The following is an 18,569-nucleotide window of genomic DNA, read 5'->3' as shown; positions in this document are numbered from 1 at the left end:
ATAAATTTTCATAACGAAAGTTAGGTAGCCTATGCTTATCGAATTCAATACCTGATTTTAATGAGCAGTTTTTAATCATTTAATAAATAGCTTTAACGTACTGCCATTATCCCTTTGTTCGCCCAATTGCTTCTCTACTACCTTTATCTACAGTTACTCATCTTTCTCTCATCTCTTAAGGTTGTAAAATTACTATGACATCTATCACCCATGATCAAAGACCCTCAAAACTTGTGCCTCCGCACGGTAGTGCTGAGCTTAAGCCGTTACTATTGAATGGTGAGGCTCGCAACCAAGCATTAAAACTTGCCAGTACTTTGCCAGCCATTACGCTCAGCTCACGTGAGCGCGGTGATTTGATTATGTTTGGTATTGGCGGTTTTACGCCGTTAAATGGTTTTATGAATCAAGCCGATTGGCAGGGCGTGGTTGATAATATGCGCCTGCAAAGTGGTGACAATGCGGGCTTGTTTTGGCCGATTCCTATTACTTTATCAGCACCGAAAGCGACAGCGGATAGCCTAAATCAAGGTGATAAAGTTGCTTTGGTAGCGCAAGATGGCGAGATTATGGGTATCTTGACGGTGGAAGAAACCTACACCATTGATAAAGAGCATGAGTGCCAACAAGTATTTACCACCACAGATCCTGAGCATCCTGGTGTCCAACAAGTACTGGAGCAAGGTGAAGTCAACATTGCAGGTAGCGTTGAAGTCCTAAGCGAAGGCGAGTTTCCAACCTTATATCCTGAGATTTATAAAACACCAGCTGAAACCCGCGCAATTTTGGACAATAAAGGCTGGCAAACGGTCGCGGCTTTCCAAACCCGTAATCCCATGCACCGCTCACACGAATACCTTGCCAAGATTGCGATTGAGATCTGTGATGGCGTACTGATACATTCATTATTGGGTGCGTTAAAACCAGGTGATATCCCAGCAGACGTACGCCAAGAAGCCATTAAAACCTTGATTGACAATTACTTTAGAGCTGATACTGTTATTCAAGCAGGTTATCCGCTTGATATGCGTTATGCCGGACCGCGTGAAGCATTATTACATGCCGTATTCCGCCAAAACTACGGCTGTAGCCATTTGATCGTTGGTCGTGACCATGCCGGTGTTGGTGATTATTATGGTGCCTTTGATGCCCAAACCATTTTTGACCACGTCGGTAAAGATGATTTGATTACCCAACCGTTAAAGATTGGTTGGACGTTTTGGTGTAATGCTTGTAATGCCATGGCGTCAGATAAAACCTGCCCGCATGAAGCGTCTGAACATGTCAAAGTATCAGGAACCAAACTACGCAAAGCACTCTCAGAAGACCTTGATGTACCAGAGAACTTTAGCCGTCCAGAAGTGTTGCAGATTTTGCGTGATTATTATGCTGGTATCGCTTTTGATGAGCGTGCTGAGGTTAAATTGGTCGGGGCTTCTGCGGTATAAAAATTTATATTCAATATGAAAGATAAAAAAGGGTCAGATGATAAGTCTGACCCTTTTTTTGTTATTTGAACGTTTTGAACATCTCGTGGTTAGCTGAGCTCTAAACCACTTGCCAACTTTTGATAGTCACCAACCAATGTGCCACCGCCAGAGCAAAAGTAGTTAAGCGCGTATTTATCTTGGCTATCAATAGTCAATTTATCATCTTTAAATTGAAAAAAAGCTGTACTGTCATTGACCTTGCTCTGAAAAATAATGCCGTGTGCATCATCTTGACCCATCAATGTTGCTTTGCCATCAAAATGGCAGGTCGGTTTTTTGACATCGCTGCGCGCACGTATCTTAATGTCAATCTGCTTATCACCGTCTGCTTTTACCATCACGGCTACCCAGTCATCGCCTTGCGTACGCTTAGCATAACCCTCAGAAGCATAGTCACCAACGATGACTTTTACAGCAGGCGAGAGTGTCGCTGCAGGTTGCGTAACGCTGTGATTATCCACATTGGCTTTTATAGTGTTATTACAACCACTCAAAGCAAGCAGCGCTGCACTCGTTAAAGAGAGGGCGGCAAAAAAACGCGAGTAACAAGAGAAAGAAGTAATCATTAAGTTGCCTTGGGTAAGTGAGTAAGTGATAAAAATGGCTTTGCAAAATGGCTATTTTTGATTGAATTAAACAGTTTTAGGTAGCAGTTGTTTATTTGCAGCCATTATAGCTAATCCACTTTTAAAAGAGTACGGAACTACTGGGGTTCATTATTTGCAGCCTCTGTCTGCGTAGGCACAGCAAGCAAGAAAAATTAACCCCAGTAGTGATTGATAATATTTGTATTTCTTTTATTAAGGACTGACTATACAGCGCCAGCGATGATACAGCTTACACAAATATTCGTCTACTGGGCAAACAATACCATCACTTACTCAAAAGTGATGGCTTATCTCTATATCGCAAATAGCTCCTAAAAATATCCATTATAGAATAACTAATAATAGCGCTACTAATCATCGTGCTTATGCCAAGTTCACCACTCGATAAGCGTATTCGTCACTAAGCATTTGTTATCTATGCTGCTAGCATATCTCTCATCAACAAAAAAACCAATGTATCTCCCAAAATTCTTACCATCACTGCCTTTGTTATCCTTATTTATAGAATTAATAAAATAGTAAGGTCCACAAGTGGCAGCATGACATTATCGAGAGCGTCTATGCAAACGACCAATATAGCCAAGAATCAGCCTTTGCGTCATACCTCAATGACTGATAATCAAGTGCTTCAAAATAAAGCACCACGTACCTTGATAATGGGTGGTGTGCTGACAATGGCGGTATTCATGACGGGCTGTAGCCCTACTGAATCTAAGCAAAGTGAGACCCAAAACGGCGCCCAAAAATCAGCAGCGCCGTCACAAGATATTGATTTGTTGAATGTCTCTTACGATGTCTCACGCGATTTTTATAAAGATTATAATACTTTATTTGCCAAAGGCTACCAAAAAGAGCATCCCAACAGCAAAGTACATATCAATCAGTCACATGGTGGCTCGAGTAAGCAAGCCCTGTCGGTTGCTAATGGTCTACAAGCGGATGTGGTGACCTTTAACCAAGAAAGCGATATGAATCTATTGGTTGAAAAAGGCTTGGTTGCTGCTGACTGGCAGAAAGCGTTACCAAACGGCGCGGTCCCTTATACCAGTACCATGGTTCTATTGGTACGCAGCGGCAATCCAAAGGGTATTAAAGACTGGCAAGATTTGGCACGTAGTGACGTAGCTATAGTAATACCCAATCCGAAAACCAGTGGTACGGCGCGTTATGCCTTTTTAGGTGCCTACGGTTATGGTCTGCATCATTTTAAAGAAACTGTCGAAACCTCTACCAAAACAGATACCTTTATCAAACAACTTTTGGCAAACGTCGTCACTTATGACAATGGCGCGCGCGCCGCAACGACCAGCTTTACCCAACGCGGTCTAGGGGACGTGCTTATCACGACCGAAAACGAAGCGCATTTGGCCGCCAAGCAATTTGCCAAAGGACAAGTCGATATCGTCTATCCAAGTTATTCAGTGTTGATTGCCAATCCTGTTGCAGTGGTGAATGCGGTGACTGACAAAGCGGGCAAAACAGAAGCGGCAAACACCTATCTAAAGAGTTTATGGGACACGCCAGCGCAAGAACTGATGGCACAGATGTACATGCGTCCTAGTAATGAGCAAGTACTTGCCGCCCATAAAGGTACTTTGCTTGATATTGAGACGTTTGAGCCAGTCAGTGTCTTTGGTCCTTGGACACAGATTATGGAGACGTTTTTTGTTGATGGCGGGCGTTTTGATAAGCTGGCAAGCGTGCAGTAAAGGTAATAAAAAAGGTAATCAAGTTGTTCAGTTATAAGCCATTTGATTCAGACATTCATGCTTAGATGAAAGGTTGAATCAAATGGCTAAATTATTAGCGGATAGCCAATGATCATTGAAAATATTTAACCTATGCATTACGGATAAATTTAAGTTATTGATAATCTTATATTTCTCATTTCTTTATTCCATTTTGGCAATAACATACACATATTCATCATTAAACATAATAAGATAGCACTGTTAGCATACTTACATTACTTATCAGACATTTTTTGAGGCAGCCATGACATCATATACCGCAGGTTATAAAAATAAGACACTTAGCGCCCTAAGTATCGCCGGTGTGGCGCTCACTTTAGGTATTGCAGGCTGTAGCAACAACGAAAAAACTGAGCCAGCTGCCAATGCAGAGGGCACGCCAGCAGCGACAGAAGGGCAGGACATCGAAATATTGAACGTCTCCTACGATGTCGCCCGTGATTTTTATAAAGACTACAATCCATTATTTGTTGATCATTACAAAAGCGAGCACCCAAACAGCAATATTCTTATCAAGCAGTCGCATGGTGGTTCGAGTAAACAAGCCCTGTCGGTCGCGAATGGTTTACAAGCCGATGTCGCAACCATGAACCAAGGCTCTGATATTGAGCTGCTTGAGAAAAAAGGCTTGGTTGAGTCAGATTGGGAAAGCAAATTCCCAGACAATGCCGTACCTTTTACCAGTACCATCGTCTTTTTAGTGCGCAAAGACAATCCAAAAGGCATCAATGATTGGGCAGATTTGACCAAAGAGGGTGTTGAGATTGTCATGGCAAACCCAAAAGTGACGGGTAACGGTCGCTATGCCTTCTTAGGTGCTTATGGTTATGGTTTACATGCTTTTAATAAAGATGAAGCACAAGCAGAAAAATACGTCAAAGACATGCTAAAAAACGTCAAAGTCTATGAAAGTGGCGGACGTGCGGCGACTACGACGTTTGTACAACGTGGTATCGGTGATGTCTTGGTAACATTTGAGAACGAAGCCAACCTTGCGGCAAAAGATTTTGGCGTCGGTCAAGTCGATATTGTTTATCCAAAATACTCAATAAAATCTGAAAGCCCAGTTGCTATTGTAAAAACCGTCACTGATAAAAAAGGCACCACAGATGCCGCCAAAGCCTATCTTGATTTCTTATGGAGCGATGCAGCCCAGCAATTGGCAGCTGACTTATACTTGCGCCCAAGTGTGAAGAGTGTTCTTGATAAAAACAGTGATAAATTGCCACCTATCGACACCTTCCGTCCGAATGACGCTTTTGGCACTTGGGATGAGATCATGAGCACCTATTTCAGTGATGGTGGTTTGTTTGATAAGTTAGCGGTTAATGCGCCTCAGTAACAACGGTAGTACTGTGAGTAACCGACGATAAAAGCCGTTACTTATTCAAGAATTTATTTGAGTACAGCGACTGCATTATTTGACTATTAATCAGTAACGCACGACATCATGAAATTATGTCAATCTCATAAAGGACATGGCCGTCAACGCTATGTCCTTTATACCATGAGCATATTCATCATCTCTGTTTATCATACTTTTCTCTTTATATCGATACGATAGAGTGCTTACGATAAGTACCATCAGCTAGGCAATAGGACACTATTATGAGTGCAACAACACCTTCTACCATCAAACCCGTGCCGAAAAAAGGCTGGTTAACACGCTTGCGTCAGCGCAATGTGCTACCAGGGTTTGGGCTAAGTATGGGTATCACTGTCTTTAGTTTGTCACTGTTGGTAGTACTGCCGTTTGCCATGATGGCCTATACCACCACACAAATGGGCTGGACGGGATTTTGGGAGACTATTAGCCAACCACAAGTCACGGCAGCGATCAAACTCAGCTTATGGATGTCATTTTTGGCGATGCTAACCAATATGGTGTTTGGCACACTGGTCGCATGGGTGCTCGTACGCTATGAATTTTGGGGCAAATCCTTGATTAATGCCCTAGTGGATTTACCCTTTGCACTACCGACAGCGGTTACTGGTATCTCTCTTGCGACTTTGTATGCACCTAATGGTCTTATCGGGCAATGGTTTGCCAAGTTTGATATTCAAGTGGCATTTACACCGATTGGTATTTGGTTGGCTTTGGTGGTCGTCAGTTTTCCCTTTATTGTTCGTGCTGTACAGCCCGTACTTGCGGAGTTATCGGTTGAGTTCGAAGAGGCGTCTGCGGTATTGGGTGCCAATCGCTTGACGACATTTCGCAAGGTAATTTTACCAGAGCTGTTGCCTGCGTTACTGATGGGTGCTGGCATGATGTTTGCCCGTGCGACCGGCGAGTATGGCTCGGTTATTTTTATCGCAGGTAATATTCCAATGCAGTCTGAGATTTTGCCATTAATCATTATCAGTAAGCTTGAGCAGTTTGATGTTCAAGGCGCGTCAGCCGTTGCATTATTTATGCTGCTTATCTCCTTTGTGATTTTATTGACCATTAATATCGTACAGTGGAAGCTGTCGCGCCGTGTAGGAGCTCGCTAATGCAAATCTCTAATAGCTACGACTACCAAAGCAACCCAGCAACCAAAGATACGCCATGGGTACGCCGCACCTTTATTATCATTGCGGTTTTATTCATGGTTATTATGTTGGTAGTGCCGCTGCTAGCTGTGTTTTATGAAGCTTTTAAGGGTGGCTGGGAATTATATATTGCCTCTCTCGTTGATCCTGAAGCCTTGCAGGCGATTAGGCTAACCTTGATTACTGCTGCGATTGTCTTACCGATTAATATGGTGATGGGTATTGCCATTGCGTGGCTAGTAACGCGTTATCATTTTAAAGGTAAGCAGTTGGTGACGACGTTGCTTGATTTACCATTCTCAGTGTCTCCCGTTGTAGCCGGTTTAATGTTTGTTCTATTATTTGGACTTAATTCTACGATTGGTGGCTGGCTTGAGAGCATGGGTTTTCAGGTAATTTATGCCGTACCCGGTATTATTTTAGCAACGTTATTTGTCACCTTTCCTTTTGTGGCGCGTGAGTTAATACCGCTGATGCAAACGCAGGGCGATAGCGAAGAGCAGGCAGCATTAACGTTAGGCGCGACGGGTTGGCAAACGTTTTGGCATGTGACACTGCCCAATATCAAATGGGCGCTGCTATATGGTTTGATTTTGACCAATGCACGGGCGATGGGGGAGTTTGGTGCGGTGAGTGTGGTCTCAGGCCATATCCGCGGAGAAACCAACACTATGCCGCTACTGGTTGAGATTGCCTATAATGACTATAACTTTACCGCCGCCTTTGCCTTATCGAGCTTACTTGCCGCACTTGCTTTGGTCACGTTACTTATTCAGCAAATCATGACCAAACTACAAGATCACAAATTTGCCAAGTCTGAACGTTTGATAAGTGCGCCTGAACTGCCAGTCAGTGCTAATGATACTGTTACAGAATCGGCAGGCAAATCATAACGGTTCATAGAAGCCACTATTGCTATACGCCATACTATTGAAACTATCTGCTACGATAAAAGAAATAATAAGAGACACCATTATGAGCATCGAGATTCGTAACGTTAATAAAAAATTTGGTAACTTCACTGCCTTAGATGATATCAATATCACAGTACCTACCGGCAAATTGACGACTTTATTAGGTCCTTCAGGCTGCGGTAAAACCACTTTGCTGCGTATCATTGCCGGTCTTGAGTATGCAGACTCTGGGCAGATATTATTTGATGAGCTAGACGTCACCAATACACCGGTACAAAAGCGCCACATTGGTTTTATGTTTCAGCACTATGCGTTATTTCGACATAAAAATGTTGCTGACAATGTAGGCTTTGGTCTGACATTACTACCAAAAAACGAGCGCCCCAGTAAAGCGGATATTGATAAGCGCGTGGCTGAGCTATTAGATTTGGTACAGCTGCCACAAGTGGCAAACGCTTACCCGCATCAGCTATCAGGCGGCCAGCGGCAGCGTATTGCGCTGGCTCGTGCACTCGCAGTTAAGCCAAAACTACTGCTATTAGATGAGCCATTTGGGGCGCTGGATGCCAAGGTGCGTAAAGAGCTGCGAACTTGGCTAAAAGACATACATCATGAGCTTGGTATCACCAGCATCATGGTGACTCATGACCAAGAAGAGGCAAGGGCAGTATCTGATGAAATTGTCGTGATGAATCATGGTCGTGTCGAGCAAGTAGGGACGTCCGAGGCGCTGATTCATCATCCAGCCAATGCCTTTGTCAGTGATTTCTTAGACTTGGTTTAAAGTTCAATCAAGAGTGCTAGCGATAGCACATAAAAAAGACCTCATCATGAGGTCTTTTTTATGCGGCTAATATAAGCCAAAGTTATCTAAGCAAAATTTTCACTGCCTATTAGCATTAGGCTAGTTTTAGCATGGCTCTTTCTTTGATTGATATCTGCTTATAGGTAGTGTCCAAGATGTCTTGACACCATTCTGGCAAGTCATTTGCGACCTCGTACCACATCCAAGTTCCATCACGAACACAATTTAGGATGCCCAGTTTTTTTAAATGATTGAGATGGCGGGATATCGTTGGCTGTGGTTGATCAAGTATCTCTACTAACTCACCGACGCAGCGTGATTCTTTATTATATAGGATTTGGAAAATCTTCAAGCGCGTAGGGTCAGATAATACTTTAAACAACTCAAGTGGTTGTATCATAGAATTATTATTAGACATGGGTCAATTCCAATGTATATTTAGTTAATAGGAGGACAATATAACAGCAGTTATCCTTAAAATCGATTAAAAAATGAGCAAATTTACAGTTCGTCGCCATTTTACTACCTTTGATACCGTCGGTTTACATGGATTACTATATTCAGTTACAGAGATTGATTAGGATCAACATAACCATAAATCTGTCATTAACCTGACTGAAAAAGTCACCAAACACTATTGTAAATGCTAATAATTATCGTTATTATAGCGAATAACACGTTAGTCAATCACAGTAGGAACCCATTTATGTACGTCTGTATCTGTAATGATGTCAAAGAAAAGCAAATAAAAGCTGCTATCGCTTCTGGTATCGATACGTTAGATGGCTTAAAAGACACGTTAGATGTCGCCACCTGCTGCGGCTGCTGTGAGCCTATGGTAAATGATTATCTAGAGGAGCATCATGCTAAGCTCGAAGTATTGGCTTATGCTGTTTAAGCGCTAAATAATTATAAGGCTTTATGCTCGAGCTTGTGCATCCTAATCGTGTATAAGCCTTGATAAAACAGGATTATATTCACTATTATGCATTTACTATTTTAGCATTATACCTAAAGAGTAGGTTGCAAGCGTCCATATAACTCCACTGATACTCCACATCAAAACTGAATCTAGCTACTTCTATTGGGAGTTTGCTATCGCACCTGTTGCTGATACGCTAATACAAATAGTGGTTGGTTATGATTCTCAGTTCATATCGTTACAAGCGTTAAGCTCTCTCTATGCTACTATATCCTTCTTAATATGTAAGGGCCTTCGTTGATTTTAATCTTTACTGATTGGTTGACTAATGGCACTTTATATATATGCAAAATTATGAATGTATATAACAAACAATGATACATACAGGAGTGTAAGTGATGATTGGCAACCCTAAAGTGATTGATTATTTAAACTTTTTGTTAGGTGGCGAGCTTGCAGCTCGTGATCAGTATTTCATCCACTCTGAGATGTATGCAGAATGGCATTACGGTAAATTGTATGATCGTATCAGCCATGAGATGGAAGATGAGACCTTACATGCACAGGCAATTATTCGTCGTATTTTGATGTTAGGCGGCACGCCTAAAATGAGCGTCGACGCGATTAATATTGGTACTACTGTACCTGAGATGCTACAGCTTGATTTAAATTTAGAATATCAGGTACAAAAACATCTTAAAGACGGTATCGCAATGTGTGAAGAAGCGCATGACTATGTCACACGCGAGATGTTGGTCGTGCAGCTCAAAGACACGGAAGAGGATCATGCCCATTGGCTTGAGCAGCAGCTACGCTTGATTGATATGATTGGTCTGCCAAATTATTTGCAAAGTCAGATGGCTGAAGTCTCTTCAAATCTTGTTTGATAGTAACGGATAATAATCGCTATATAGTTAAATCAAATATCCAATAGATAGGGAGAGAGAATATGAATGGGGATAAAGACATTATCCGCGCACTGAATAAAGTGCTGGGTCAGTCGTTGATAGCCATCAACCAGTATTTTTTACATGCACGTATTGCTCGCCATTGGGGCTTAGAATCATTAAACGAAAATTTCTATAAACAGTCTATCGCAGAGATGAAATGGTCTGATGATTTGATTGCACGGATTTTATTGCTAGGTGGTTTACCCAATTTGCAAGATTATGGCAAGATGTTTATCGCTGAAGATGTGCCTGAAATGATTGACTGTAATTTGCGCTTAGAAAAGCAAAAGTTTAGCATCATCACCGATGCGATTACTTTGTGTGAAACGCAGCAAGATTATGTATCACGTCAGCTATTGGTTACTCTAAAAGACGGTAATGAAGAGTATCAAGACTGGCTTGAGACGCAAGAAGACTTAATCAAAGATGTCGGTATTCAAAACTATATCCAATCGCAGATGAATGATGATTAGATATTAGCATTTCTCGTTGAATCACAATAAGCCAGCCTATTTTTTGCTCATAACCCAAGCATAGGCTGGCTTTTTTTGGTCTATTTTTTATCAAATATTACTTTTTATATTTCAAATACAGCCTTTCAATACTCACTTTTAATATAAACCACGACCATCCTCAGGTTTTAAGCGTAAAAAATGCAATCCTGAGAGAATGGTAAAGACACCCAATATCCAATAGGTGGTTTGAAAGGCGGTCAATGTATCCATTTGTAGGCGCTCACGTAGCAGAGTGAGCAGCGCAGCGCCAAAGGCAATACCAAAGCTGATGGCGAGTTGTTGGTTGACAGCCATCAGGCTATTGCCGCTACTGGTTTGAGTACCATGCAGGTCGCCAATGGTAATGGTGTTCATCGCACTGAACTGCATAGAGTTACATGCGCCCATGATAGTTAAAATAGGTATAAACCACATCCACTGCGCCGCATCATTAAATTGCGCCAAGATGATAATCAAGATACCCATAAAAGTCGTGTTATAGACTAATACCGTGCGATAGCTGTAACGCTGGATAATCTTACTCACCCAAGGCTTGATGCCGATAGCACCTACGGCGATAGGGGCAAGTAGCCAGCCAGCTTGCGAGGGAGAGTACTCGAACACCACCTGCAAAAGCAACGGCAGCAAAAATGGCACAGCGCTAATGCCAAATCGGGTAAACAAATTACCCGTGATACCGATGCGAAAGGTACGGATATCAAACAAACTCAATGGAAATAGCGGAGCTGTACGACGTTTTGCGTGCCAAATATAAGCACCAAGCAACAGACTTGCCAGCAATCCAAGCATCAGCCCATAAAACCCACGCCCGACTTGTGCGCCAAATTCTACCGCCAAGGTAAAACCACAAGCGGCAGCGGCAAACAACAAAAACCCTGTCCAATCTAGACGCTTGGTGTCCTCAAACAATGCTGGTACCAGTTTTTTGCCCATGATAAAACCAAAAACACCCATGGGTATGTTGATTAAAAATATCCAGTGCCAGCTGGTGTACTGTACGATATAACCACCCAATACTGGTCCGACCAATGGCGCAACCAAAGCAGGGATTACCGCAAAGTTCATCACCGTTAAGAGCTTATTGCGCGGATAAGACTTGACCAAAATCAAGCGTGCAACCGGCGTCATCATCGCGCCGCCGATAGCTTGTACAATACGTGAGCCTATTAAGAAGTCTAGTGTCGGAGAAGCGGCACATAATAGCGAGCCGATACAGAATATGATAATGGCGGACAAGAACACGCGGCGTGTGCCATATTTATCGGCTAAAAATCCGCTAATAGGAATAAAAATCGCCAGAGTAAGCGCGTAGCTGATGACTGCCCATTGCATTTGTAGTGGCGATTCGCCCAATGCTTGTGCCATCTGTGGTAGGGACGTGTTTAAAATAGTAGCGTCTAAAATTTGCATAAATAACGCTACCGCCAGTACATAGGGTAGGTATTTATCTTGCGTTGGAGTCAGGGCTACCATTTTGCTTTCACCATATCTTAGAACAGCGGCTCGTTGAAACTTACCTTAATCGACAGTAAATTTTCAACAAAGCCATTATATTATGCGTAGTATAAAAATAACTGCCGAGTAGTTAAAGAGCAGCATAGTAACCATTCAAAAGGACTGATCTAAATAGTTGCTATCTAAAAGAAATGGTTTAGCTAAAAGAAATGGCTTAATAAATTTTTAAAATGTCTGTCATCATCTTATATACTTAATACTATTTCACTTAAACATCTCTACCATATAAATTACAAGACAGGACTTTAATAGCAGGATCAGTCCCCGTTATAGTGGGAGGTATATAGTAGAAACCCCCATTTCTAAAATATGACAATCAATACAACAAAAAATAGGTCACATTATGAGTCAGGATAACAATTCTACGAACGATCAGATAGAGAGCTATACACCGCCCAAAATTTGGACACAAGATAAAGAAAACGGCGGCAAATTTGCAAGTATCAACAGTCCAACCGCTGGTGCACGACAAGATAAGGCACTGCCAGTAGGCGATGCGCCATTACAGCTATATTCATTGAATACGCCTAATGGTGTTAAGATAAATATCTTATTAGAAGAGCTTGCTGAGCTTGATATCAAGGAAGCCGCATACAATGCTTATCTGATCGATATCTCGAAAGGCGATCAGTTTGGCTCGGGCTTCGTCGCTATTAACCCAAACTCGAAGATACCGGCTTTGGTCGACCATAGTCCTAGCGAGGCTGGCGAGCCGTTAGCTATCTTCGAGTCTGGCGCTATATTAATGTACTTAGCGGAGAAATTTGGCAAATTCATTCCGATGCAGCAAGGTAAGGCACGGGTAGAATGCTTGTCTTGGCTAATGTGGCAGATGGGCAGTGCGCCTTTCTTAGGTGGCGGTTTTGGGCATTTTTACGCCTATGCCCCAGAGCCAATGGAGTATCCTATCAATCGCTATGCTATGGAAGTTAAACGCCAGCTTGACGTTCTTGACCGCCACTTAAAAGACAATACATATATGGGCGGAGACGAGGAGTCTGATTATAATATCGCCGATATGATTATTTGGGCATGGTATGGTCAATTGGCACTTGGCAAATTATACGATGCTGCTGAGTTCTTACAGGTTGATGAGTATCAACATCTACAGCGCTGGGCGAAAAAAATTGCTGAACGTCCAGCCGTTAAACGCGCGGTGGACTTAGTCCTTGAGCCTATTGCTTAGGCCAATTGCCACGATAATTCATCTAAGTGGCTCATTTATTTATCCATAAATGTTTGATATAAAAGGTAAAAAATAAAATAATTCTGTATGTTGACGAACAAAAAGGTTAATAAGCACCTGTCTTATTAACCTTTTTCTATTTTAAATATTCATTATTCCAAATATACATATAGATATAAGCATTTGAGCTATACTTTGTTAATTACATAATGGTACATTAGTACAACAGATAGAAACATGGATACGTTAAGATAGCAGCCTCCACCCAAAAAGGGTAGGCGCTTAAACCTCTTCTATTGAAGAATGATGATTATGAAGGAGAATGATATGCTTAGGAATAGACCAACCCTCTTATTGAGTGCAAATGGTCCTAGTAGCCAGAGTGATGTTGTCAAACCTAAATACTCAAACAACTCTCATATCAAAGCGCCGTCTAAAAAAACAAAAAAGATAAAAAAAACCATGTCAAAAAGAATTTTATTACCCCTCCTTACTGCTATCAGTACCGCGTTATACAGCGCCGCAGCTAGTGCTGGTACGCCTATAGATTTTACCAGTCAAGATTGGCAAGTGGTCTGTGACAATACACGTACTTGCAGACTGGCGGGTTATCAAGCAGACAATGATATCGAATTGCCAGTGTCTTTATTGTTGATACGCCGTGCAGGTGCCAATGCCACGGTTGATGCTCGGGTCAAGCTTGGCGGTGCAAGAGAAAATTCTGCCAAAGCCTTGATGCAATTGGGTAACCGTCACCGGATATCTTTATTTATTAATGATAGAGATTATGGCGAAGCCAAGCCTTTTTCAGGTGCTGCTGGTTATGCTGAGCTCACTTCACTGCAAGTCACAGCGCTGTTAGAGGCACTGACCAAATCAAGCAAGATCGAGCTGGTTATCCGTAATACGCGTTGGCGCTTGTCCGATAAAGGGGCGAGTGCGGTCATGCTAAAAGCGGATGAAGCACAAGGTCGAGTGGGCACAGCCAGTGCTTTTGTTCGTACAGAGGGTGCCAGCAAATCTAACAGTAGTGTTTTATCGCCTACGTCAATACCAGAGATACGGATGGTGATGCCCAATCCAAAAGCCACCTCTGGTAATAAGAAAAAATTCGTCATGCGCTCATCTCAGTTATCAGATCTGATGAAAGGCACCATAAAAGATATCAGTAGCGACTGCCCAAGCCTATATGACAAATCGTCATGGAACGTCAATCGCCTAAACAGCAAGCAGCTGTTGGTACAGCATAATTGCTGGACAGGTGCTTATAATGCAGGTAAGGGTGTCTGGGTAATCAATGATACCAAACCATATGAGCCAAAGCTGATCACAAACAACGCTACCGATTACGACAAGGGTCAGATCACTTCTGTACAAAAAGGTCGGGGTCTTGGCGACTGTATCTCTAAAACCGAATGGTTATGGACGGGTAAGGATTTTGAGAAAAGTCATGAGAGTAGCACTGGTCTGTGCCGTATGATTGGAGCGGGCGGTGCTTGGCAGATGCCCCTATACGTCACTGATGTGAAACTATCCCGTTAATATCAATGTCTACAATGCCTCATTGCTTGCTTTTCTTTTAAAGCGGTAATGATCATTTATTCGATATTCTTTAGCGTAAATGCGGCGCACACGATAAAAATATTTAATGCAAAAATACCTATATTATTAGTCATGTATAGCTCATCAACTCTTGTGTTATAGCTGTTTTCTACAATAATCGTAAAAACAGCTACTGATTACGATTTTGTTGTGTTATACTGCGTCGCCACGTTAGCATAGTCTAATGTGAATTATGAGATTGATAACATCGCCTGCGATTTTGGGTCTAGGATGACCGAAAGTAATTGTTGCCGATGATTTTGTGTACTTAAATAATCCTATTATTTTTGACTCATATCTTATCTACGGACCCTTGTAGGGGCTAGATTGGTTGTTATTTACCTTTATCTGCTTTGGAATAAGCATTGATATCGAGTTTTTAGCAGACAAAGATGAGACACTCGGCACTACCACCAAAATACGTCAGACAGCACGAACGCCTTTATATAATTTTGACAAGCCTTATGGGTTTGGCATGTAATTATCATTATTTTGATAATCAGATTATATGGGTAGCGTGGTGAACGGTTATCAGTGGTATGCATCAAGTTTGCTGAATTTACAGCAGCTTATACTTACCAAGGATACTCATGACTGACATCTTATCTGCAATCGCTGCTGAAAACGGCATTATCGAAGACACCACTCAAAATACAACTACTAATGAAGCAGCTTCTACTGACGCTTCTGACGAAAATCAAGTTACTTTTACTGATCTTGGCATCGCTAAGCCTATTCTAACTGCACTTGATCGCAGTGGTTATACCAACCCAACGCCTATCCAAGCACAAGCGATTCCTTTTGCTCTAGCAGGTCGTGACTTATTATTGTCAGCGCAAACAGGTAGTGGTAAAACTGCAGCATTCGTTATCCCAGTACTTGATCGTTTGAGCCGCGCTACTAGCTTTGACAAACTAACCAAAGCACTTATTCTAACGCCAACGCGTGAACTTGCTCAGCAAGTACATGACAGCGTACGCACTTATTCTAAAGATATGCGCGGCCTGTTCTGTGTACCATTAGTTGGCGGCGCACCATACAACGGTCAGATCACTGCTTTGAAAAAAGGCGTTCAAGTTATCGTTGCGACCCCAGGTCGTTTACTTGACCATATAAATGCTGGTCGCGTTGACTTATCAAGCCTAGAAATCTTGGTACTTGATGAAGCTGACCGTATGCTAGACATGGGTTTTGCTGATGACATCAGTGACATCTTGCGTGCTGCTCCTACTGATCGTCAAACTATCATGTGTTCTGCAACTTGGGATGGCCCAGTAGGTAAAATTGCTGCCAGCTTCACTAAGAACCCTGAGCGTGTCTCAATCAAAGTAGAATCTGCACACATCGAAGAAAAAGTGTACTACTGTGATGATTTTGATCATAAAAACCGTTTGCTTGATAAAATCGTTTGCCAGCAAGATATGGAACAGATCATTATCTTTGCTGCTACCAAACGTAGCACTGAAAAACTGGCCAAACAGCTACAAGAAGCGGGTCATAAAGCCAGCTTCCTACATGGTGATTTGCCACAAAGCAAGCGTAACCGTATCGTTCAAGACTTGCGTAATGGTAAAGTTAAAATCCTAGTAGCGACTGACGTTGCCGCTCGTGGTCTAGACATCCCAGCAATTTCGCACGTAATCAACTATGATCTTCCACGTCAAACTGAAGATTACGTCCATCGTATCGGTCGTTGTGGTCGTGCTGGTCGTACTGGTATCGCTATCAGCTTATGTAGCATGGATGACCGTCCACAGCTAAACGCTATCAATCGTTATTTAGATCGCAAAATGGAAGTATGTATCATCGAAGGCATGGAGCCTAAGAAGACTTATGTACCTAGCGAAAACAAAGGTAATGGTCGTGGTCGCGGCCGTGGTCGTTCAAACGGCGGCGGTAATGGTCAAGGTCGTGGTCGCGCGGGTGGTGGCTATCAAGGTAACCCTGCTAATGCTCGTGGTCGCTCAAGTGACAGCGCTCCAACCGGTCAACGCGCAAGCAATGACAGCGGTTATCAAGGTAAGCCACGTGACGCATCTGGCAAACCAAATGAGCGTTCAGGTGGCAAGCCGTATCAAGGCAAGCGTACTGGTGCTCCTAGTCGTGGCGATAGCACTGGCGTTCCACGTGGCGAGCGTGCTGCAACGGGTCGTGGTCGTCCAAGTGGCAGCCAAGGTCGCCCAGCTGGTCGTTCAGACAGCCGTGGTCAAGGTCGTCCAACTGGCGGCAACCGTGGTAACAACTCGTAATAGCCTTATTTTAAACGATTAATGATTTTTGATAATCATGCCTTAATTGTCTAAAGATATTGCAAAAAAAGCCGGATACTTGTTATCTGGCTTTTTTGTGTCCAATAGTTTGATATTAACCACCACGTAGAGATATGACCCAAGTATATGCAGCTATTTAAAAACTCTGGCTTATTCAAAGCTTTTAAAATTAAGCTTTGTACTCGATAGCTACTTGCGCGTTTTTTTTGCCTTGTCTATACTGACAAACTTTTATTCATCGTGTGCTGTGGAGCCAGTTGATGCCGGATATTTCTTATTTAGCTATTGAAAGCTTGCCATTAGCGTTTGGCATCATTATGGCGATTATTGGTTTGGTATTTTATACCCAAGCATTGCCTGGTAAGTTTTGGCAACGGTTTTATGCGGTGCTACCGGGTATCGTACTGTGCTGTTTTATCCCTGCGACGCTAAATAGTCTAGGTGTCTTCGCTGACGGTATTGGCTCGCAGATTTATGGTTTTACTGCTACCTATCTGTTGCCAGCCAGTTTGCTTTTAATGACCTTGTCGATGGATGTACCGAAGATATTGGGTCTAGGCTGGAAAGCGATTGCGATGTTCTTCGCTGCTAGTATCGCTATTGTCATTAGTGGTCCTATTAGCTTAGGTATCGCTAAATGGGTGTCGCCTGAGATGTTTACCGATGACACGCTATGGCGCGGCTTTTCAGCGGTTGCTGGTAGTTGGATAGGAGGAGCTGCTAACCAAGCAGCGATGAAGGAGCTATTTGGCGTCAGTGATGATTTATTTGGGATGATGATTTTGGTCGATACCACCAATGCTTCATTATGGTTATTGGCCATCTTAGTCATGGCAAAACACAGTGAGAAGATTGACAAGTTTTTACGGGCAGATAGCAGTAGCATTGATAAGGTTGTCAAAGCCGTTGAGAGCTATGAGCGTGACAATGCGCGCCCAGCCACTTTAAATGATTTGATGGTGATGTTTGGCTTGTGTTTCGCCATGGTTGGGGTGGCGCATTTCGTAGGCGGTCAAATAGCAGGCTTCTTTGCCCCTTACAGTTGGGCGGTACAGTATAGCTTTGCCAGCTCATTCTTTTGGATGGTGGTGATTATCACCTTAATAGGGGTGATTTTCTCCTTTACCAAAATTCGCCGCCTTGATCATGTTGGCGCCTCAAAAATCGGGACGGTATTTATCTTTGTTTTGATTGCCGCTATCGGTATGCAAATCAATCTTGCCGGTATTGTCTCGCAGTGGCGTTTGCTACTCATTGGTCTATTGTGGATGAGCATTCACGTCGTGATTATTTTTGCGGTCGCTAGAATGATTCGTGCGCCGTTTTTCTTTTTGGCGGTCGGCTCCAACGCCAATACCGGCGGCGCGTCATCGGCACCGATTGTCGCGACGGCATTTCACCCGTCACTAGCACCGGTTGGCGTGTTTTTGGGTATTTTAGGTTATGCTGTGGGCACTTTTGGCGGTTATATCAGTACGCAGATGATGCGACTGGTGGTGGGGTGATAGC

Annotated in this window: 16 protein-coding genes; 13 read left to right on the top strand and 3 right to left on the bottom strand. The window is 42.8% G+C overall.

The window, feature by feature from the left end; genetic code table 11:
* The first annotated feature begins 194 nt into the window (after nt 1–194).
* Entirely contained in the window at nt 195–1,448 is a 1,254-nt protein-coding gene (gene sat, locus PCRYO_RS07115) for a sulfate adenylyltransferase (RefSeq protein ID WP_011513724.1), read from the top strand.
* 89 nt (nt 1,449–1,537) lie between these two features.
* On the opposite strand, the gene PCRYO_RS07110 is transcribed toward sat, so the two are convergent.
* Complete coding sequence (locus tag PCRYO_RS07110; protein ID WP_011513723.1) at nt 1,538–2,056, bottom strand: hypothetical protein; 519 nt, start codon at nt 2,054–2,056, stop codon at nt 1,538–1,540.
* Between the two features lie 602 nt (nt 2,057–2,658).
* Here PCRYO_RS07110 and PCRYO_RS07105 point away from each other — a divergent pair.
* The 5 genes from PCRYO_RS07105 to PCRYO_RS07085 all read left to right on the top strand — a co-directional run bounded on the left by PCRYO_RS07105 (nt 2,659) and on the right by PCRYO_RS07085 (nt 8,079).
* Nucleotides 2,659–3,807 (top strand): sulfate ABC transporter substrate-binding protein, encoded by a 1,149-nt coding sequence (locus PCRYO_RS07105; RefSeq protein ID WP_226939344.1) that lies wholly within the window; start codon nt 2,659–2,661, stop codon nt 3,805–3,807.
* A gap of 286 nt (nt 3,808–4,093) precedes the next feature.
* A complete protein-coding gene (locus PCRYO_RS07100) occupies nt 4,094–5,191 on the top strand; it encodes a sulfate ABC transporter substrate-binding protein (RefSeq protein ID WP_011513721.1) in 1,098 nt (365 codons plus the stop codon).
* A gap of 266 nt (nt 5,192–5,457) precedes the next feature.
* On the top strand, nt 5,458–6,342 hold the full coding sequence (gene cysT, locus PCRYO_RS07095; RefSeq protein ID WP_011513720.1) for a sulfate ABC transporter permease subunit CysT: 885 nt from the start codon (nt 5,458–5,460) through the stop codon (nt 6,340–6,342).
* On the top strand, nt 6,342–7,274 hold the full coding sequence (gene cysW, locus PCRYO_RS07090; protein ID WP_011513719.1) for a sulfate ABC transporter permease subunit CysW: 933 nt from the start codon (nt 6,342–6,344) through the stop codon (nt 7,272–7,274). The genes cysT and cysW overlap by 1 nt, the downstream gene beginning before the upstream one ends.
* An 82-nt stretch (nt 7,275–7,356) precedes the next feature.
* A complete protein-coding gene (locus PCRYO_RS07085; RefSeq protein ID WP_011513718.1) occupies nt 7,357–8,079 on the top strand; it encodes a sulfate/molybdate ABC transporter ATP-binding protein in 723 nt (240 codons plus the stop codon).
* Nucleotides 8,080–8,194: 115 nt separating this feature from the next.
* Here PCRYO_RS07085 and PCRYO_RS07080 read toward each other — a convergent pair whose 3' ends face one another.
* Nucleotides 8,195–8,518 carry an ArsR/SmtB family transcription factor gene (locus PCRYO_RS07080; protein ID WP_011513717.1) on the bottom strand — a complete coding sequence of 108 codons (324 nt, stop codon included), beginning with the start codon at nt 8,516–8,518 and terminating at the stop codon, nt 8,195–8,197.
* Nucleotides 8,519–8,806: 288 nt separating this feature from the next.
* Here PCRYO_RS07080 and PCRYO_RS07075 point away from each other — a divergent pair, with 288 nt between their 5' ends.
* The 3 genes from PCRYO_RS07075 (at nt 8,807) to bfr (PCRYO_RS07065) (ending at nt 10,445) form a co-directional block, all read left to right on the top strand.
* The gene (locus tag PCRYO_RS07075; protein WP_011513716.1) at nt 8,807–8,998 is read left to right on the top strand and encodes a (2Fe-2S)-binding protein; all 192 of its coding nucleotides are present in this window, start codon (nt 8,807–8,809) and stop codon (nt 8,996–8,998) included.
* 422 nt (nt 8,999–9,420) lie between these two features.
* Complete coding sequence (bfr, locus tag PCRYO_RS07070) at nt 9,421–9,909, top strand: bacterioferritin (protein ID WP_011513715.1); 489 nt, start codon at nt 9,421–9,423, stop codon at nt 9,907–9,909.
* Between the two features lie 62 nt (nt 9,910–9,971).
* Nucleotides 9,972–10,445 carry a bacterioferritin gene (gene bfr, locus PCRYO_RS07065; RefSeq protein ID WP_011513714.1) on the top strand — a complete coding sequence of 158 codons (474 nt, stop codon included), beginning with the start codon at nt 9,972–9,974 and terminating at the stop codon, nt 10,443–10,445.
* Between the two features lie 138 nt (nt 10,446–10,583).
* Here the strand turns inward: bfr (PCRYO_RS07065) and PCRYO_RS07060 are convergent, their stop codons facing one another.
* Nucleotides 10,584–11,960: a DHA2 family efflux MFS transporter permease subunit gene (locus tag PCRYO_RS07060; protein ID WP_011513713.1), complete on the bottom strand. Its 1,377-nt coding sequence runs from the start codon at nt 11,958–11,960 to the stop codon at nt 10,584–10,586.
* A gap of 385 nt (nt 11,961–12,345) precedes the next feature.
* On the opposite strand from PCRYO_RS07060, the gene yghU reads away from it, so the two are divergent.
* The 4 genes from yghU (at nt 12,346) to PCRYO_RS07040 (ending at nt 18,565) form a co-directional block, all read left to right on the top strand.
* A complete protein-coding gene (gene yghU / locus PCRYO_RS07055) occupies nt 12,346–13,188 on the top strand; it encodes a glutathione-dependent disulfide-bond oxidoreductase (protein ID WP_011513712.1) in 843 nt (280 codons plus the stop codon).
* A gap of 462 nt (nt 13,189–13,650) precedes the next feature.
* On the top strand, nt 13,651–14,730 hold the full coding sequence (locus PCRYO_RS07050; RefSeq protein ID WP_226939343.1) for a DUF1176 domain-containing protein: 1,080 nt from the start codon (nt 13,651–13,653) through the stop codon (nt 14,728–14,730).
* A 650-nt stretch (nt 14,731–15,380) separates the two neighbouring features.
* Nucleotides 15,381–17,039 carry a DEAD/DEAH box helicase gene (locus tag PCRYO_RS07045; protein ID WP_011513710.1) on the top strand — a complete coding sequence of 553 codons (1,659 nt, stop codon included), beginning with the start codon at nt 15,381–15,383 and terminating at the stop codon, nt 17,037–17,039.
* A 281-nt stretch (nt 17,040–17,320) separates the two neighbouring features.
* Nucleotides 17,321–18,565: a DUF819 domain-containing protein gene (locus PCRYO_RS07040; RefSeq protein WP_011513709.1), complete on the top strand. Its 1,245-nt coding sequence runs from the start codon at nt 17,321–17,323 to the stop codon at nt 18,563–18,565.
* The last annotated feature ends 4 nt before the right edge of the window (nt 18,566–18,569 follow it).

It is taken from the genome of Psychrobacter cryohalolentis K5 (genome assembly GCF_000013905.1).
Lineage (GTDB): Bacteria > Pseudomonadota > Gammaproteobacteria > Pseudomonadales > Moraxellaceae > Psychrobacter > Psychrobacter cryohalolentis.
This window is presented reverse-complemented; position numbering and strand designations above follow the sequence as displayed.

Coding starts and splice junctions, on each gene's coding strand:
- yghU (WP_011513712.1), top strand. CDS start 12,346: ATGAGTCAGGATAACAATTCTACGAACGATCAGATAGAGAGCTATACA.
- sat (WP_011513724.1), top strand. CDS start 195: ATGACATCTATCACCCATGATCAAAGACCCTCAAAACTTGTGCCTCCG.
- PCRYO_RS07045 (WP_011513710.1), top strand. CDS start 15,381: ATGACTGACATCTTATCTGCAATCGCTGCTGAAAACGGCATTATCGAA.
- PCRYO_RS07100 (WP_011513721.1), top strand. CDS start 4,094: ATGACATCATATACCGCAGGTTATAAAAATAAGACACTTAGCGCCCTA.
- bfr (WP_011513715.1), top strand. CDS start 9,421: ATGATTGGCAACCCTAAAGTGATTGATTATTTAAACTTTTTGTTAGGT.
- PCRYO_RS07085 (WP_011513718.1), top strand. CDS start 7,357: ATGAGCATCGAGATTCGTAACGTTAATAAAAAATTTGGTAACTTCACT.
- cysW (WP_011513719.1), top strand. CDS start 6,342: ATGCAAATCTCTAATAGCTACGACTACCAAAGCAACCCAGCAACCAAA.
- PCRYO_RS07060 (WP_011513713.1), bottom strand. CDS start 11,960: ATGGTAGCCCTGACTCCAACGCAAGATAAATACCTACCCTATGTACTG.
- PCRYO_RS07050 (WP_226939343.1), top strand. CDS start 13,651: ATGTCAAAAAGAATTTTATTACCCCTCCTTACTGCTATCAGTACCGCG.
- PCRYO_RS07105 (WP_226939344.1), top strand. CDS start 2,659: ATGCAAACGACCAATATAGCCAAGAATCAGCCTTTGCGTCATACCTCA.
- PCRYO_RS07110 (WP_011513723.1), bottom strand. CDS start 2,056: ATGATTACTTCTTTCTCTTGTTACTCGCGTTTTTTTGCCGCCCTCTCT.
- PCRYO_RS07075 (WP_011513716.1), top strand. CDS start 8,807: ATGTACGTCTGTATCTGTAATGATGTCAAAGAAAAGCAAATAAAAGCT.
- PCRYO_RS07080 (WP_011513717.1), bottom strand. CDS start 8,518: ATGTCTAATAATAATTCTATGATACAACCACTTGAGTTGTTTAAAGTA.
- PCRYO_RS07040 (WP_011513709.1), top strand. CDS start 17,321: ATGCCGGATATTTCTTATTTAGCTATTGAAAGCTTGCCATTAGCGTTT.
- bfr (WP_011513714.1), top strand. CDS start 9,972: ATGAATGGGGATAAAGACATTATCCGCGCACTGAATAAAGTGCTGGGT.
- cysT (WP_011513720.1), top strand. CDS start 5,458: ATGAGTGCAACAACACCTTCTACCATCAAACCCGTGCCGAAAAAAGGC.